We start from the raw sequence: 19,603 nt of genomic DNA, 5'->3' as shown, positions 1-19,603 counted from the left end.
CAGCACACCCGAATTGTCCGTTTCCCCGCCCAGGGAGGTGGATTCTGCTCGACGCCTCACCCGCGTCGGGGAATACCCGAAAGGCATAGTCAAGTGACTATCGCGACCCGAAGTTCAGCGCTCCTCACCCGCTTTCTTGCGGCGACCCTTGCGCTCAGCATCGCCGTCTTCGGCATAACGGTCGTCTCCGAGGTCGTCGCCACGCCGCAGGCTGCGGTCGCCGACGGCGCCGGACTCAAGTTCGACTGCGTCGTTCCCACCTTCTTCGCCCAGTACGGCCCCAGCTCCGGCACGAGCACCCAGCTCTACAAGGGCACCTACAACTCCGATGGCAGCTCCACCTTCACCGCCTTCGGCCCGAACCAGGCCACCACCACCACCAACTACAACGCCCTCGCCTTCAACCCTGCGGACAACTTCCTCTACGGCACCCTGATCAACGGCTCGATCGTGCGGATCGACAGCACCGGCAACATCGTCGCCACCTTCGCCGCCAACCCGGCGCTCGGCACCGCGCCGAACGCGCTGTGGGACAGCGGCACCTTCGACAACGCGGGCAACTACTACGTGGCCAACGGCAACGCGGGCACAACCACCATCTACAAGATCGCGAACCTCGCTACTGGCGCCAACCTCACCCGCACGACGATCACGATCCCGAACATCCGCTTCGCAGACCTCGCGGTCAAGGACGGCTACCTCTGGGCTCACGACTACAACACCAACAGCAACTTCTACCGCATCGACTTCTCTGGAAACGTCACGACGATCACGTCGACGATCATCCCCGTGAACGGGTACGGATCGGTGTTCGCGATGAACAACGGCAACCTCGCCTTCATCTCGACGGCCGCGACGATGTACCAGGTCGCGGTGACCAACTCCACCTCCGCGGCACCGACTCTTGCCCTCGTCGGAACGGCGATCACCACCCCGGCGAACGCGCGGAGTGACGCGACGAACTGCCTGAGCCTTCCCGCCAACCTCTCGATCACGAAGACCGGGCCGGCCGCCGTGCTCGTCGCGACGCAGGTCACCTGGACCATCACCGTCAACAACGCCGGCCCCGGGCTCAGCTCCGGCTTCGTCGTGCAGGACGCCCTGCCGAGCGGCATCTCCGCGGTGACGGCTACCTCCACGAACGCGAACTGCACCATCGCGGGATCGAACCTCGACTGTACGAGCGGGGCGCTCGCCGTAGGAGCGAGCGTCGTCATCACCGTGAAGGCCACGGCTCCCAACGGATTCGCCACCCTCAAGAACACCGCGAAGGTCACCGGCAACGAAGCCGACACCGACCTCTCGAACAACACCGCGAGCGTCACGACCACCGTCGCTCCGACCGCTATCAAAGCCGTCAACGACACCGCCTCCACCACCTACCCGGCCGCGGTCACCACCACCGCGACACCGGTGAACATCGGCGTGCTCACGAACGACACCGGCACGGGGCTCAGCGTGACCGCGGTGTCCACCCCGGCCAACGGCATCGCGGTCATCACCGGCAGCGGTGTCGGTAACACGGTGACCTACTCCCCGGCGGCCAACTTCTCCGGCACCGACAGCTTCACCTACACCGTGACGGACCAGTACGGCCAGGTCGCCACGGCAACGGTCACCGTCACCGTGCCCCCGAAGGCGTACAACGACACGATCGCGACATCCACCAACACCCCCGCGACCATCAACGTGCTCGCCAACGACCCGGGGGCGAGCGAGACCGCCGCGGTCGCCACGAACCCGACCCACGGCACGCTCAGCTTCGCGCCCAACGGCACGGTCACCTACACGCCGGCGAGCGGATACTCCGGCACCGACTCCTTCACCTACACGCAGACGGCCACCGGCGGCACCTCAACCGCGACCGTAAACATCACCGTCACCCCGCTCGCCGTTAACGACTCGTACACGGCCACGGTCAATACCCCCGTGCCGGTGAGCGTGCTGGCCAACGACAAGGGCACGAGCATCACGGCGACGAAGCTCACCGATCCGGCCCACGGCACGGTAACGATCGCCAGCAATGGCACGGGCACCTATGTGCCGAACGCGGAATTCACCGGCACCGACACCTTCACCTACACGCTGAGCGGCACCGGCGGATCGGCCACCGCCACGGTCAGCATCCTCGTCACGCCGACGGCAGCGAATGACTCGGCAACCACCACATCAACGGTGGCCGTCTCCGGAAACGTGCTCAGCAACGACCACGGAACGAACCGTTCGGTGGCGGTGACCACCGCTCCCGCCCACGGCTCCGTCGTGCTGGACCCCACGACCGGGGCCTACACCTACACGCCCACCGGCACCTTCTCCGGCGCGGATGTCTTCACCTACACGCTCACCGCCGATGGCGGCACCGCCACGGCCACCGTGTCGATCGCGGTCAAGCCCACCGCGGTCAACGACACCATCACCACCGGAGTGAACACCGCTGTCTCTGGCAACGTCACCTCCAATGACAACGGCTCGAACAAGACCGTCGCGCTCGGCACCACCGTGACCAACGGCACGCTCACCCTCTCCGCCACCGGTGCGTACACCTACACGCCGAACGCGAACTTCACCGGCACCGACTCCTTCACCTACACGCTCACGGCCGACGGGGGCACCTCCACCGCGACCGCGACCATCACGGTCACGCCGCTCGCCGTCAACGACACCTACACGACGGCCGCCGGCGCCCCGGCCGCGCTCTCCGTGCTCGCGAATGACAAGGGCACCAACAAGTCCGCCGCGAAGCTCACCAACCCGAGCAACGGCACCGTCGTACTCGCGGCGGATGGCACGGGCACCTACACCCCGAACGCCGGCTTCTCCGGCACCGACTCCTTCACGTACACGCTCACCGGCGACGGCGGAACCGCGGTCGCCACTGTCACGATCACGGTCACCCCGGTGGCCGTCGCCGACACGCTCGCGACCCCGGTGAACACCGCGGCCGCCGGCAACCTGCTCACGAACGACCTGGGCACCGGCAAGTCCGTGGCCGTGACATCCGGTCCGAGCCATGGAACCCTCACGCTCACCGCCTCCACCGGCGCGTACACCTACACCCCGACGGCCGGCTACTCCGGTCCCGATTCGGTGAGCTACACCCTCACCGCGGCGGGCGGCAGCTCCTCGAGCATCCTCACCATCTCGGTCACGCCGAAGGCGGTCGACGACAGCGGCACGACCAACGCGAACACCGCGATCACCATCCCCGGCGCCACCCTCGTCGCGAATGACGGCGGATCCGGCCTCACGGTCACCTCGGTGAGCGCGGCGGTCAACGGCACCATCGCCTTCAACGGGGGAAACCCGAGCTTCACGCCGGCCACCGGGTTCTCGGGCACCGGCAGCTACCAGTACAACGCCACGGACTCGGCGGGCAAGACCTCGTCGGCCATCGTCACCATCACGGTGCTGCCGGTCGCTTCGGCCGATACCGCGACCACCACCGCGAACACCGCGGTCACGTCGTCGAACCTCACCGCCAACGACGCCGGCACCGGCCTCACCGTGACCGCCGTCTCCGCGCCGGTGAACGGCACCGTCGTCCTGGGCGGCGGCAACCCCGTCTTCACCCCCTCCGCGGGCTTCTCGGGTCAGGCCTCCTACAGCTACACCGCAACGGACGGCAGCGGCAAGACCACCTCCGCCACTGTGACGGTGACCGTGCTGCCGGTCGCGGCCGCCGACACCGCGACCACGAACGCGAACACCGCGATCACCCTCTCGACCCTCCGCGCGAACGACGCCGGAACCGGCCTCACTGTGACCGCGGTCTCTTCCCCGGTGAACGGCACAGTCGTGGTGAACGGCGGTTCGCCGACCTTCACTCCCGCGAACAACTTCTCCGGCACCGCATCCTTCGCCTACACGGTGATCGACGGGGCCGGAAAGAACTCCACCGCGACGGTGACCGTCACCGTGCTGCCCGTCGCGGCGAACGACTCGGTGACGACCAACGCGAACACCGCGGTCACGGTGGCGACCCTCACCGGCAATGACGCGGGCTCGGGTCTGACGGTGACCGGGGTCTCCAGCCCGGTCAACGGCACCGTCGCCCTGAACGGCGGCTCGCCGATCTTCACCCCCGCGAACAACTTCTCCGGCACCGCTTCGTACGGCTACATCGCGACGGATGCCTCGGGCAAGACCACCCCGGCCTCTGTCACGGTCACGGTGCTTCCGACCACCGTCGCCGACGTTGTCACCACGAACGCCAATACCCCGGTGACCAGCTCCTCGCTCGCCGCCAACGATGCGGGAACGGGTCTCGTGGTCACCGCGGTCTCCTCCCCGGTCAACGGCACCATCGCGCTGAACTCCGGCGCGCCGATCTTCACGCCGACGGCAGGCTTCTCCGGGACGGCCTCCTATGGCTACACGGTCACTGATGCGGCGGGCAGGACCGCCTCCTCCTCGGTCACCGTCACGGTGGTGCCGGTGGCGGTTGCGGATGCTCGCAGCACGAACGCGAACACCCCGCTCACGATCGCGAACCTGGCGGCGAACGATGCGGGCTCGTCCCTCACGGTCACGGCGGTTTCCGCTCCGGCGAACGGCACTGTCGCCCTCAACGGCAGTTCGCCGGTCTTCACCCCGACCGCGAATTTCTCCGGCACCGGATCGTTCAGTTACACGGCCACCGATTCTTCGAACCGCACGACCACGGCGACCGTCACGGTCACGGTCCTCCCGATCGCGGCCGCGGATGCGGGCTCGACGAACGCGAACACCCCGGTGACGTTCTCGGCTCTGACCGGTAACGATGCGGGCACGGCGTTGACGGTCACCACGGTCGGCGGTGCGGTGAATGGCACCGTCGCTCTGAACGGGGGAGCTCCGGTCTTCACTCCGGCGAACAACTTCTCCGGCACCGCATCCTTCTCCTACACGGCGACCGATGGCAGCGGCAAGACGAGTTCCGCGATGGTGACGGTGACGGTTCTTCCGGTCGCGGCCGCTGATGCTGCTGCGACCGGTGTGAACGTCCCGGTCACGAGCCTCGGCATGACCCTGGTGGGTAACGATGCCGGCACCGGTTTGACGGTGACCGGGGTCGGTTCCGCGGTCAACGGCTCTGTCACCTTCAACGGTGGCAACCCGATCTTCACTCCGGCGCTTGGTTTCTCGGGCACCGCCTCTTACGGCTATACCGCGACCGACAGTGCCGCTCGGGCGACCAGCGCGACGGTGACCGTGACGGTCACCCCGGGGGCGGTCAACGACACTGCGAGCACTGTCGTCGATGTGACCGTCACGATCCCGGCGGCGACGTTGCTGGCGAATGACTCCGGATCGGGTCTCACCCTCACTGCGGTCTCCTCTCCGCTGAACGGCACCGTGTCCCTCAACGTGAGCGGAAACCCGGTGTTCGTGCCGAGTGCGAACTTCTCCGGAGCGGCGTCCTTCGTCTACACGGCGACTGATTCGTCCAACCGCACCAGCACGGCGACGGTCGCTGTGATTGTGGTGCCGAGGGCTGTTGCCGACGTCGCGACCACGAACGCGAACACTCCGCTCACCATCGCGGCATCCGCTCTTTTGGCCAATGACCGTGGCACCGGGCTTGGCATCACCGCTGTCTCCAACGCCACCCACGGCACGATCGCCCTGGTCTCCGGCGCCCCGGTCTTCTCCCCGGCGAACAACTTCTCCGGCACCGCAACCTTCGATTACACGGTCACGGATGCCGCGGGCGCAAGCTCCACCACCACGGTCACCGTGACCGTGCTGCCGACCGCTGTCTCGGACGCCCGCACCACGAACGCGAACACTCCGGTGACCTCCTCCGACCTCACCGGCAACGACCTCGGCACCGGAATGGCCGTCACCGCGGTCTCCTCCCCGGTGAATGGCGCTGTCGTGTTGAACGGCGGCAGCCCGATCTTCACCCCGGCGACGGGTTTCTCCGGCACCGCCTCCTACTCCTACACGGCCACTGACAGCAGCGGCAAGACCACCTCCGCGACCGTCACCGTCACCGTCCTCCCGGTCGCGAGCGCGGATGCCGCCACCACCACAGCGAACACTCCGGTCACCTCCTCGACCCTCACCGCCAACGATGCCGGCACCGGCCTGACCGTCACCGCGGTCGCCTCCCCGGTGAATGGCACGGTCGTCCTGAACGGCGGCAGCCCGATCTTCACCCCGACGACCGGTTTCTCCGGCACCGCCAGCTACTCCTACACGGCCACCGATGCGAGCGGCAAGACCACCTCCGCCACCGTCACCATCACCGTCCTCCCGGTCGCGGCCGCGGATGCCGCCACCACGACGGCGAACACTGCGGTGACGCTCTCGACCCTCACCGGCAACGATGCCGGCACCGCCCTGACCGTCACCACGGTCGGCGCGGCCACCAACGGCACGGTCGTCCTGAACGGCGGCAGCCCGATCTTTACCCCGGCGACCGGCTTCTCCGGCACGGCCAGCTACGGCTACACCGCCACCGACAGCAGCGGCAAGACCAGCTCCGCCACGGTCACGGTCACCGTCCTCCCGGTCGCGGTCGCCGATGCGAAGACCACCACCGCCAACACCTCGGTCACCCTCTCGACTCTCACCGGCAACGATGCCGGCACCGGCCTGACCGTCACCGCGGTCGGCTCGGCCACCAACGGCACCGTCGCACTCAACGGCGGCAGCCCGATCTTCACCCCCGCGACGGGTTTCTCCGGCACCGCGACCTTCGGTTACACGGCGAAGGATTCTTCCGGCCAGGCTGCCAACGCGACGGTCACGATCACCGTTCTTCCGACCGCGACCGGAGACACCGCCACCACCCCGGCCAACACCCCCATCACTATCCCCGGAGCGTCGCTCGTCGCCAATGATGCCGGCACCGGCCTGACCGTCACCGCCGTCGGCTCCGTGAGCAACGGCACCATCGCACTGAACTCCGGCAACCCGGTCTTCACCCCGACCCCCGGCTACTCCGGCACCGCCGCCTTCTCCTACACCACCACCGACGCCAGCGGGGCGATCGTCTCCGCCACCGTCACTGTCTCGGTGACCCCGACCGCCGCGCCGGATGCCAAGACCACGACCGCGAACACCGCCGTCACCATCCCCGCGGCATCCCTCACCACCAATGACGTCGGCACCACCCTCACCGTTACCGCGGTGGGCGTCCCGGTCAACGGCTCCGTGGTCCTGAACGCCGGCGGCAACCCCGTCTTCACCCCGGCGGCGGGCTTCTCGGGCGCCGCCTCGTTCGGGTACACGGTGACGGACGCGTCCGGCCAGGTCGCGACATCCACCGTCACGGTCACCGTGCTGCCGACCGCGGTCAACGACGCGGCGACCACCAATGCGAACACCGCGATCACCCTCTCCGGCCTCACCGGCAATGACGCGGGCAGCGGCCTCACGGTCACCGCGGTCGGCGCCGCCACCAACGGCACAGTCGTCCTGAACGCCGGCAGCCCGATCTTCACCCCGAGCCCCGGCTTCTCGGGCACCGGATCCTTCCCCTACACGGCGAAAGACGGCACCGGGGCGTCGACCACAGCCACGGTGACGATCACCGTCCTCCCGATCGCGGCCGGGGACGCCCGCTCCACGACCGCGAACACTGCGATCACGCTGTCGAACCTCGTCGCGAATGACGCGGGCACCGGCCTCACCGTCACCGCGGTCGGCACCGCAAGCAACGGCTCCGTCGCGCTGAACGCCGGCTCGCCCATCTTCACCCCGACGACCAACTTCTCTGGCCCGGCCAGCTTCGTCTACACGGCGACGGATGGATCCGGCAGGTCCACCTCCGCGACCGTCAGCATCACCGTGGTCCCGGTCGCCGCGGCCGATGCCGTCGCCACGAACGCGAACTCGCCGGTCTCGACCGCCGGTTCGGCTCTCGTCGCAAACGACGCCGGATCCGGCCTCACCGTCACCGCGGTCTCATCGCCGAACCACGGCACCGTCGTTCTCACCGCGGGCAAAGCCGTCTTCACCCCGGACACCAACTACTCCGGCCCCGCCGCCTACCTCTACACCGCCACCGACTCCTCCGGCGGCACCACCTCCGCGACCGTGACCGTCACCGTGCGCCCGATCGCGGCACCGGACACGTCCACCACGAACGCAAACACCCCGGTCACCGTCTCGACGGTCATCGCCAATGACGCCGGAACCTCGCTCTCCGTCACCGCGGTCTCGGCCCCGGTCAACGGCACCGTGGTGCTCACGAGCGGTAGCCCGGTCTTCACTCCGGCGAACAACTTCTCCGGCACCGCATCGTTCGGCTACACCGTGACGGATGCCGCGGGCCAGAGCGCCTCCTCCACCGTCACCGTCACCGTGCTTCCGGTCGCCGCCGCTGACACGGCCACCACGACCGCGAACACCCCGGTGACCTCGTCCGCTCTCGCCGCGAACGACGCGGGTACCGGCCTCACCGTCACCGCCGTTTCCGCGCCGGTGAACGGCACGGTCGCCCTGAACGGTGGCGCGCCGATCTTCACCCCGGCCGCCGGGTTCTCGGGTGTCGGCTCGTACTCCTACACGGCCACGGATGCCGCCAACCGCACTACCAGCGCCACTGTCACCGTCACGGTGCTGCCGGTCGCCGCCGCCGACTCCGCCAGCACCACGGCGAACACCGCGGTGACCGTGCCCGGCTCGACCCTGGTCGGCAACGACGCGGGCACCGGCCTCACCGTCACCGCCGTCTCGAGCGCCACCAACGGCACCGTGTCGTTGACCGGCGGCAACCCGACCTTCACCCCGACAGCCGGCTTCTCCGGCACCGCCTCCTTCGTGTACACGGCCACCGACGGCAACAACCGCACCAGCTCGGCCACCGTCACGGTCACGGTGCGTCCGGGCGCCGTCGCGGATTCCCGCACCACCAACGCGAACGTCGCCGTCACCATCCCCGACCTCACCGCCAACGACCTCGGTGCCGGCCTCTCCGTCACCGGCGTCTCGACCCCGGTGAACGGCACGGTCGTGCTGAACGGCGGCAGCCCGATCTTCACCCCGACGGCGAACTTCTCCGGCACGGCCAGCTACCTGTACACCGCGACGGATGGCTCCGGCCAGGCGTCCTCGGCCACCGTCACCATCACCGTGGTTCCGGTCGCTTCCGCCGATGCCCGCACCACGAACGCGAACGCCGCGATCACGAGCTCCGACCTCACCGCGAACGATGCGGGCACCGGTCTCACGGTCACGGCGGTCGGCACTCCGGTGAACGGCACCGTTGCCCTGAATAGTGGCAGCCCGGTCTTCACCCCGGCCAACAACTTCTCCGGCACGGCCAGCTACGGCTACACCGCCACCGACGGCAACGGCAAGACCAGCTCCGCCACGGTCACGATCACGGTCCTCCCGGTCGCGGTCTCGGATGGGAAGACGACGAACGCGAACACCCCCGTCACTTTCACCACCCTCACGGCGAACGATGCCGGCGCGTCGCTCACCGTGACCGCGGTCTCCGCCCCGGTCAACGGCACCGTCGCACTCAACGGTGGCAGCCCGATCTTCACCCCGACCGCCGGCTTCTCCGGTGCGGCATCCTTCGTGTACACCGCCAAGGACTCGTCCGGCCAGTCCACCAGCGCCACGGTCACCATCACCGTGCTGCCGACCGCTACCGGCGACTCCGGGACGACGAACGCAAACACCCCGGTCACTTTCACCACCCTCACGGCGAACGACGCCGGCTCGGCGCTCACCGTCACCGCGGTCAGCAGCCCGGTGAATGGCGCGGTCGCCCTGAACGCGGGTAGCCCGGTCTTCACCCCGGCGAACAACTTCTCCGGCACCGCATCCTTCGGCTACACCGCCACCGACACCGCCGGGAGGACCACCACCGCGACCGTCACCGTCACGGTGCTGCCGGTCACCGGCGCCGACTCCGCGACCACCGGCGTGAACGTGCCGGTCACCATCCTGGCGCTCACCCTGCTTGGCAACGATGCGGGCTCGAGCCTCGCTGTTACCGCCGTCTCCTCTGCGGTGAACGGCACCGTCGTGCTCAACGGCGGCAGCCCCCGGTTCACGCCGGCCCTCGGATTCTCCGGTATCGCGAGCTTCGTCTACACGGCCACCGACTCCGCCGGGGCCACCAGCTCCGCCACGGTCACGGTCACCGTCACCCCGGGTGCCGGCAACGACACCGCGACCACCACGGTCGACGTCACCACCACCCTCCTGGCCTCCGACCTGCTGGCCAATGACAGCGGATCCGGCCTGCACATCACCGCCGTCTCCGCCCCCGTGAACGGCACCGTCACCCTCAACGCCAGCGGCAACCCGGTCTTCGTGCCGACCCCCGACTTCTCGGGCGCCGCGAGCTTCCAGTACACGGCGGCCGACTCCGCCGGCACCCTCTCGACGGCGACCGTCGCCGTGACCGTGGTGCCGAAGGCCGTCGCCGACGTCGCGTCCACGAACGCGAACACGGCGGTGACCACCGCTGCATCCGTCCTGCTCGCCAACGACCGTGGAACCGGGCTCAGCATCACCGCGGTGGCCACCGGCACGAACGGCACCGTCGCGATCGTCTCCGGCAACCCGGTCTTCACCCCGACGGCGAACTTCTCGGGCCAGGCCACCTACCGCTACACGATCACCGATGGCAACGGTTCCTCCAGCAGCACGACGGTCACCGTCACCGTGCTCCCGGTTGCGGTCGCGGATGCCCGCACCACGAACGCGAACACCGCGCTCATGAGCTCCGACCTGGCCGCGAACGACGCCGGCACCGACCTCTCCGTCACCGGCGTCTCGACCCCGGTGAACGGCACCGTCGTGCTGAACGGCGGCAGCCCGATCTTCACCCCGACGGCGAACTTCTCCGGCACCGCCAGCTACCTGTACACCGCGACGGATGGCTCCGGCCAGGCGTCCTCCGCCACCGTCACCATCACCGTGCTTCCGGTGGCCGCCGCCGATGCCCGCACCATGAACGCGAATACCGCGATCACCAGCTCCGACCTCACCGCGAACGATGCGGGCACCGGCCTCACGGTCACCGCTGTCGGCACCCCGGCGAACGGCACCGTTGCCCTGAATAGTGGCAGCCCGGTCTTCACCCCGACCAGCAACTTCTCCGGCACGGCCAGCTACGGCTACACCGCCACCGACGGCAACGGCAAGACCAGCTCCGCCACGGTCACGATCACGGTCCTGCCGGTCGCGGTCGCTGATGCGAAGACGACGAACGCGAACACCGCCGTCACCGTCTCGACTCTCACCGCGAACGATGCCGGCACGGTCCTCACCGTCACCGCGGTCGGATCCGCGGTCAACGGCACCGTCGCACTCAACGGTGGCAGCCCGATCTTCACCCCGACGGCGAACTTCTCCGGCACCGCGAGCTTCGGCTACACGGCCACCGATGCCGCCGGTAAGACGGCCACCGCGACGGTCACGATCACCGTTCTGCCGGTCGCGTCCGGCGATGCCGGGACGACGAACGCAAACACCCCGGTGACTTTCTCTACCCTCACCGGCAATGATGCCGGCACCGGCCTCACCGTCACCGCCGTGGGCAGCCCGGTGAATGGCACGGTCGCCCTGAACGCGGGCAGCCCGGTCTTCACCCCGGCGAACAACTTCTCCGGCACCGCATCCTTCGGCTACACCGCCACCGACACCGCCGGGAAGACCACTACCGCCACCGCCCTGGTCACGGTGCTACCGACGGCGACGGCGGATGCGGCGGCGACCGGGGTGAACGTGCCGGTCACGATCCTCGGCATGACCCTGGTCGGTAACGATGCCGGCACCGGCCTCACGGTCACCGCGGTCGGTAGCCCGGTGAACGGAACTGTCGCCCTGAACGGCGGAAACCCGATCTTCACCCCGGTGCTTGGCTTCTCCGGCACCGCGAGCTTCGGCTACACCGCCACCGATGCTGTCGGGAAGACCGCCACAGCGACGGTCACGGTCACCGTCACCCCGGGTGCGGTCAACGACACCGCCAGCACCGTCGTCGACCTGACGCTCACCATCCCGGCCGCGACCCTGCTGGCGAACGACTCCGGCTCCGGCCTGACCCTCACCGGTGTCTCCACCCCGGAAAACGGCACGATCACCCTCGACGCCAGCGGCAACCCCGTCTTCATCCCCACCCCCAACTTCTCCGGAATCGCGAGTTTCCAGTACTCGGCCACCGATTCCGCGAGCCACACCACGACGGCGACGGTGACCATCACCGTCGTGCCGAGGGCGCTCCCGGACACGGCCACCACAACGGCGAACACGGCTCTCACCTCCGCGGCATCCGCCCTCCTCGGCAACGACCGCGGCACCGGTCTCACCGTGACCGCCGTGGCGAACGGTACGAACGGCACGGTCGCCCTGGTCTCCGGTAACCCGGTCTTCACCCCGGCCGCGAACTTCTCGGGCCAGGCTACCTACGGCTACACGATCACCGATGGCAACGGTTCTTCCAGCAGCACGACGGTCACGGTCACAGTGTTCCCGGTCGCCGCCGGCGACTCGGCCACGACGAACGCGAACACGGCGATCACCAACTCGACCCTCACCGCGAACGACGCCGGCACCGGCCTCACCGTCACCGCCGTCGGTTCGGCCACCAACGGCACCGTCGCCCTGAACGGCGGCAGCCCGATCTTCACCCCGGCGACGGGTTTCTCCGGCACCGCCTCCTACTCCTACACGGCCACTGACAGCAGTGGCAAGGCCACCTCCGCCACCGTCACCGTCACCGTGCTGCCGGTCGCGGCCGCGGATGCCGCCAGCACCACGGCGAACACTGCGGTCACCTCCTCGACCCTCACCGCCAACGATGCCGGCACCGGACTGACCGTCACTGCGGTCGGCTCGCCGGTGAATGGCGCTGTCGTCCTGAACGGGGGCAGCCCGATCTTCACCCCGGCGACCGGTTTCTCCGGCACCGGCTCCTACGTTTACACGGCCACCGATGCGAGCGGCAAGACCACCTCCGCCACCGTCACCATCACCGTTCTCCCGGTCGCGACCGCGGATGCCGCCACCACCACGGCGAACACTGCGGTGACGCTCTCGACCCTCACCGGGAATGATGCCGGCACCGCCCTGACCGTCACCGCGGTCGGCGCGGCCAGCAATGGCACGGTCGTCCTGAACGGGGGCAGCCCGATCTTCACCCCGACGACCGGCTTCTCCGGCACGGCCAGCTACGGCTACACCGCCACCGACAGCAGCGGCAAGACGAGCTCTGCCACGGTCACGGTCACCGTGCTTCCCGTCGCGGTCGCCGATGCGAAGACCACCACCGCCAACACCCCGGTCACCCTCTCGACTCTCACCGGCAACGATGCCGGGACCGGCCTGACCGTCACCGCGGTCGGCTCGGCCAGCAACGGCACCGTCGTCCTCAACGGCGGCAGCCCGATCTTCACCCCCGCGACGGGTTTCTCCGGCACCGCGACCTTCGGTTACACGGCGAAGGATTCTTCCGGCCAGGCTGTCAACGCGACAGTCACGATCACCGTGCTTCCGACCGCCACCCCCGATGCCGCCACCACCCCGGCCAACACCCCCGTCACCATCTCCGGAGCCTCCCTCGTCGGCAATGATGCCGGCACCGGCCTGACCGTCACCGCCGTCGGCTCCGTGAGCAACGGCACCATCGCACTGAACTCCGGCAACCCGGTCTTCACCCCGACCCCCGGCTACTCCGGCACCGCCGCCTTCTCCTACACCACCACCGACTCCGCGGGCGCGACCACAACGGCGACGGTCACCGTCATAGTCACCCCGGGCGCGGTCGATGACACCGCCAGCACGACCGTCGACATCACCGTCGTCGTGCCTGCGACCGACCTCCTCGCCAACGATTCCGGAACCGGGCTCACGGTGACCGCGGTCGGCGCCCCGGTCAACGGCACGGTGTCCCTCAACGCGAGCGGCAACGCCGTCTTCGTGCCGAACGCGAACTACTCCGGCGCGGCATCCTTCCAATACACCGCCACCGACTCCCTCGGTTCCACGACGCGTGCGACCGTCGCCGTGACGGTGCTGCCGAAGGCCACCGGAGACGTCGCGACCACCACCGCCAACACCGCGCTCACCGTCGCAGCATCCGCCCTCACCACCAACGACCGTGGTACCGGCCTCACAGTCACGGCGGTCAGCGGCGCCAGCCACGGCACCGTCTTCCTGACGGCCGGCAACCCGGTCTTCACCCCCACCTCCGGCTACTCCGGCCCTGCCTCCTTCGGCTACACGGTGACGGATGCCGCGGGTGCGACCTCCACCGCGACCGTCTCCGTCAGCGTGCTCCCGACCGCGACCGCAGATGCGACCGCGACTCTGACGAACACGTCGGTCACCACCCTCGGCACGGATCTCACCTCCAACGACCTCGGCACTGGATTGACCGTCGTCGCCGTCGCGAACGGCACACACGGCACCGTCGCCCTGAACTCCGGCAACCCGCGCTTCACGCCGACGGCCGGCTACTCCGGGCCCGCCAGCTACCAGTACACGGCCACGGATGCCTCCGGCAAGACCGCCAGCGCGACCGTCACGGTCACCGTGCGCCCGGTCGCCGTCGACGACTCGGCCACGACCGGCGCGAACACCGCCGTCGACATCGCCGCAACGGACCTGGTCGGCAACGACCTCGGGTCCGGCCTGCAGGTGACCGCGGTGTCTGCGCCGACGCATGGAACCGTCTCCTTCGCCTCGGGAACCGCCACCTTCGTTCCCGCGGCCGGATTCTCGGGCAGCGCGAGCTTCGCCTACACGGCCACAGACTCATCCGGCTCCACGGCGGTCGCCACGGTCACCGTCACGGTGCTTCCGGTCGCCGCGGCCGACACGGCCACCACGACGGCGAACACCCCCGTGACGAGCAGCGCACTGGTCGGTAACGACGCGGGCTCCGGCCTCACCGTCACCGCCGTCGGCTCCGCCACCAACGGCACCGTCGTGCTGAACGCGGGCAACCCGATCTTCACCCCGGCCGCGGGCTTCTCCGGCCAGGCGTCCTACGCTTACACGGCGACGGATGCCGCGGGCAAGACCACATCGGCGACCGTCACCGTCACCGTCCTCCCGGTCGCCGCGCCCGATGCGGTCAGCACGAACGCGAACATCCCGGTCACCCTGGCGACCCTCACGGCCAACGACGCCGGTTCGGTCCTCACGGTCACCGCCGTCGGCTCCGCCACCAACGGCACCGTCGTGCTGAACGCGGGCAGCCCGATCTTCACCCCGGCGAGCAACTTCTCCGGCGCTGCCGGCTTCTCCTACACGGCCATCGACGCCAGTGGCGCAACAGTCTCGAGCACTGTGGCGATCACGGTGCGTCCGACGGCCGCGGCCGACTCCGTCACCACGACCGCCAACACGGCAGTGACCGCATCCGGGGCATCCCTACTCGGCAACGACGCGGGTTCCGGCCTCACCGTCACCGCGGTCGGCAGCCCCTCCCACGGCACCGTCGCGCTGAACGCGGGCAACCCGGTCTTCACCCCGGCCGCCGGCTTCTCCGGCCCGGCGTCGTACCTCTACACGGTCACCGACGCCAGCGGCGCGACGACCACGGCCACGGTCACGGTCACCGTCACTCCGACCGCGACAGCGGATGCTGCCAGCACGACTGCGAACACCGCCGTGATCGTGGCAGGCAGCGCCATCACCGCCAACGATGCGGGCACCGGTCTCACCGTCACCGGCGTCGCGAACCCGACGAACGGAACAGTCGCCCTCGGCGGCGGCAGCCCCGTCTTCACTCCGGCCGCCGGCTTCTCCGGCACCGCGAGCTTCGACTACACCGTCACCGACGTCTCCGGTTCGACGACCGGATCCACCGTCACCGTCACGGTGCGCCCGACCGCAACCGCCGACTCCGCCAGCACCGCGGCGAACACCACGGTCACGATCCCCGGTGCCACCCTCGCGGGCAATGACTCCGGATCCGCCCTCACCGTCACCGCGGTCTCCGGAGCGACCCACGGCACCGTCGGCCTCAACGCCGGCAACGCCGTGTACACCCCGGCCAACAACTACTCGGGACCCGCCGCCTTCACGTACACCGTGACCGACGCCTCCGGCCGCACCGCCACCGCAACGGTATCGATCACCGTGACTCCGAGCTCGGTCGGCGACAGCGCGGCCACCGGCGTCGACGTACCGCTCGTGATCACGGGAACCACTCTCACCGCCAACGACGCGGGTACCGGCCTCACCGTCACCGCCGTCGGCGCAGCGGTCAACGGCTCCGTAGCTCTCAACGGCGGCAACCCGCGCTTCACCCCGGCGGCAGGCTTCTCCGGCGTAGCTTCCTTCCAGTACACGGCGACGGATGCCGCCGGCGCCACCACCACCTCGATGGTGACGGTAGTCGTCTCCCCGGGCGCCGTGGACGACAACGGCAGCACGACAGCCGCCACCCCGGTGACCTTCCCGGCCGCCGGCCTTCTCGCCAACGACTCCGGCGCCGGCCTCATGATCACCGCCGTGTCCAACCCGGTCAACGGCTCGGTCGCGCTGAACGGCGGAAACCCGCGCTTCACCCCGGCCGCCGGATTCTCCGGTGCGGCCTCCTTCGACTACACCGTCACCGATGGCGCGAACAGCGTGACCAGCGCGACCGTGCACGTCTCGGTGACGCCGACCGCCGCCGCTGACAGCGCCTCGACCACCGCGGGCGCTCCGGTCTCCCTCGACGCGGCGACGCTTCTCGCCAACGACACCGGTGCGGCGCTCCAGCTCACCAACGTGAGCAGCCCGAGCCACGGAACGGTCGCCCTGCTCGCCGGCCCCGCGGCCGCCGCGCAGTTCACCCCGGCCGCCGGTTTCTCTGGCACCGCGACCTTCGACTACACGGCCACGGATGCCGCGGGCCAGCAGGTCACTGCGACCGTCACCGTCACCGTGCTTCCGACCGCCACCCCGGACCAGGCCTCCACCCCCGCGGGGACCCCGGTCACCCTGACCGGCCTCACCGCCAACGACGCGGGAACCGTTCTCACGGTCACCGCGGTCTCGGCGGCGGTCGGTGGCACCGTCACGCTCAACGGCGGCAGCCCGCGCTTCACCCCGGCGGCAGGCTTCTCCGGCCCGGCCTCGTTCGTGTACACCGCCACCGACGGCAGCGGCAACACCGTGGCATCCACCGTCTCCGTCACGGTGCTTCCGGTCGCGACCCCAGACACCGTGACCACCCGAGGCGGCGCCCCGCTCACCGTCACCACCGCCAGCCTCATCGGTGACGACCTCGGCTCCGGCCTGTCGCTCACCGCGGTCGGCAACCCGGTCAACGGCACCGTCATCCTGGATGTCGCGGGCAACCCGGTGTTCACGCCGTCAGCCGGCTTCTCGGGCACCGCGAGCTTCTCCTACACGGTCACGGATGCCACCGGCAACAGCTCAACGGCCACCGTCACGGTCACCGTTTTGCCGCTCGCCGTCGCAGACTCCGCCACCACCAACGCCAACACGGCGATCACCATCACCGGTGCGACGCTGCGGGCCAACGACTCCGGCAGCTCGCTCGTCGTCACCTCGGTCGGATCCGCCTCGCACGGAGCTGTCACGCTCAACGCCGGCAACCCGGTCTTCACCCCGACCGCCGGATTCTCCGGTGTGGCCTCCTTCACGTACACGGCCACCGATTCTTCGGGCAACACCACCTCGACGACCGTCACCGTCACGGTGCTGCCGGTCGCCGCCGCGGACGCGGCCTCGACCCTGGCCGGTGCGCCGGTCACGGTGACCCGCGCTTCCCTGGTCGGCAATGACGCGGGCTCGTCCCTCACCGTGACGGCGGTGCAGAACGCCATGGGCGGTAGCGTCGTGCTCGGTGGCGGCAACCCGGTGTTCACGCCGGCGCCCGGTTTCTCGGGTACCGCCGCCTTCGACTACACGGTGACGGATGCCGCCGGCAACACCGCTTCCGCGACGGTCACGGTCACGGTGCGACCGATCGCCGCCGGTGACTCGCTCGCCGCGACGGCCGGCACCGCGGCGACCATCTCCGGCGCCGAGCTCACCGGCAACGACGTGGGAAGCACGCTCACCGTCACGGCGGTCACGTCAGCCACCCACGGCACCGTCGCGCTGCTGAACGGTGTCGTGACCTTCACCCCGGCCGCAGGGTTCTCGGGCAACGCGAGCTTCTCCTACACGGCGACGGATGCGTCCGGCCAGACGGTGACCGCCACGGTCGCGGTCACCGTGCGTCCGAGCGCCACGCCCGACACCCGCGCAACCTCCGCCGGCATCGAACTCGTGACCGTCGCATCCGCTCTCACCGCCAACGACCTCGGTTCGACGCTCGTGATCACCTCGGTCGGAAACCCGGTCGGCGGCACCGTGACCCTGGTCTCGGGCGTGGTGCACTTCGTGCCGACCGGCGGCTTCTCGGGCACGGGCAGCTATGACTACACGGTGCGGGATGCCGCGGGCAATACCGCCACCACCACGGTCACGATCACCGTCGGCCCCGTCGCCGTCGGTGACGTGGACGGCACAGTCACCGGCATCGCGGTGGTGGTTCCGGTTCTCGCCAACGACCTCGGGACCAACCTCACCGTCACCAACGCCTCCCCGTCGTCACACGGCACGGTCACAATCGTCGACGGTGGCATCAGCTACCTGCCGAACGACGGCTACTCGGGAGCCGACGTGTTCACCTACGTGATGACCGGCGACGGCGGCACCTCCACTGCCACGGTGCGCATCGCGGTCTCGCCGACCACCGCCGGTGACGTCGGGACCACCGTCGCCGACCAGCCGGTCGACATCGACGTGCTCGCCAACGACGTCGGTACCGGATTCGAGATTACCGACCCGGGCACGCCGGATCACGGCACGACGAGTGTCCTCGGCGGTCGCATCCGGTACGTGCCCCTCACGGGCTTCTCCGGCACCGACACCTTCAGCTACACCGCTCAGGACGGCGCCGGGGTGCTGCGCACCGCCCTGGTCACGGTATTCGTCTCGCCGATCTCGGTGCCGGACACCGCCACGGGATCCGCGAACGCGCCCCTCGTGATCGACCTGAACGGCAATGACATCGGATGGAGCCTTGCCGTGACCAGCATCGGGATTCCGAGCAACGGTCGCGCGAGCATCCAGCGCAACGGCACAGTCTCCTTCACGCCACCGGCCGGATGGTCCGGAATCGCGACCATGGAGTACACCACCACCGACTGGGCCGGCCTCACCACCGCCAACCTCGCCACCATCACCATCCGCCCGACCGCGGCCCCGGATGCGGCGAAGACCCCGGCCGGCAAGGCCGTGAGCTTCGCGCTGCTCGGCAACGACGTGGGAACCGGCCTCACGGTCACGGCCTTCGCGAAGCCCCCGCACGGCACGATGGCGATCACCGCCGACGGCACCGCCACCTTCACGCCCGATGCCGGCTGGTGGGGCCTCGAAACGCTGAGCTACACCACAACGGATGCCGCGGGCAGCACCGCTACCGCCGCGATCACGATCACGGTGACGCCGTCCGTCGGGCTCGCCTTCACCGGCTCGACCAAGACCCATTCCGCGAAGATCCCTCTCGCCTACACGGGCCTCGCGTACACCGGGGCGGACCCCTGGTCGATGGTCGCCACCGGCCTGCTGTTGCTCATGCTCGGTGTCATGATCGTGATCGTCGGGCGACGCAACCGCACGGATCCCTGAAATCGCA

1 protein-coding gene is annotated in these 19,603 nt (G+C 69.4%); it reads left to right on the top strand.

Going from position 1 to position 19,603, the window contains the following annotated elements:
• The first annotated feature begins 93 nt into the window (after positions 1-93).
• Entirely contained in the window at positions 94-19,596 is a 19,503-nt protein-coding gene (locus tag VLI63_RS06800; protein WP_409156107.1) for an Ig-like domain-containing protein, read from the top strand.
• Positions 19,597-19,603 lie beyond the last annotated feature (7 nt).

The sequence above is a fragment of the Lacisediminihabitans sp. H27-G8 genome, assembly GCF_046156175.1.
In the GTDB taxonomy this organism is placed as follows: Bacteria; Actinomycetota; Actinomycetes; order Actinomycetales; family Microbacteriaceae; genus Lacisediminihabitans.
The sequence above is the reverse complement of the archived record's forward strand: the minus strand, read 5'-3'. Positions and strand labels throughout refer to the sequence as shown.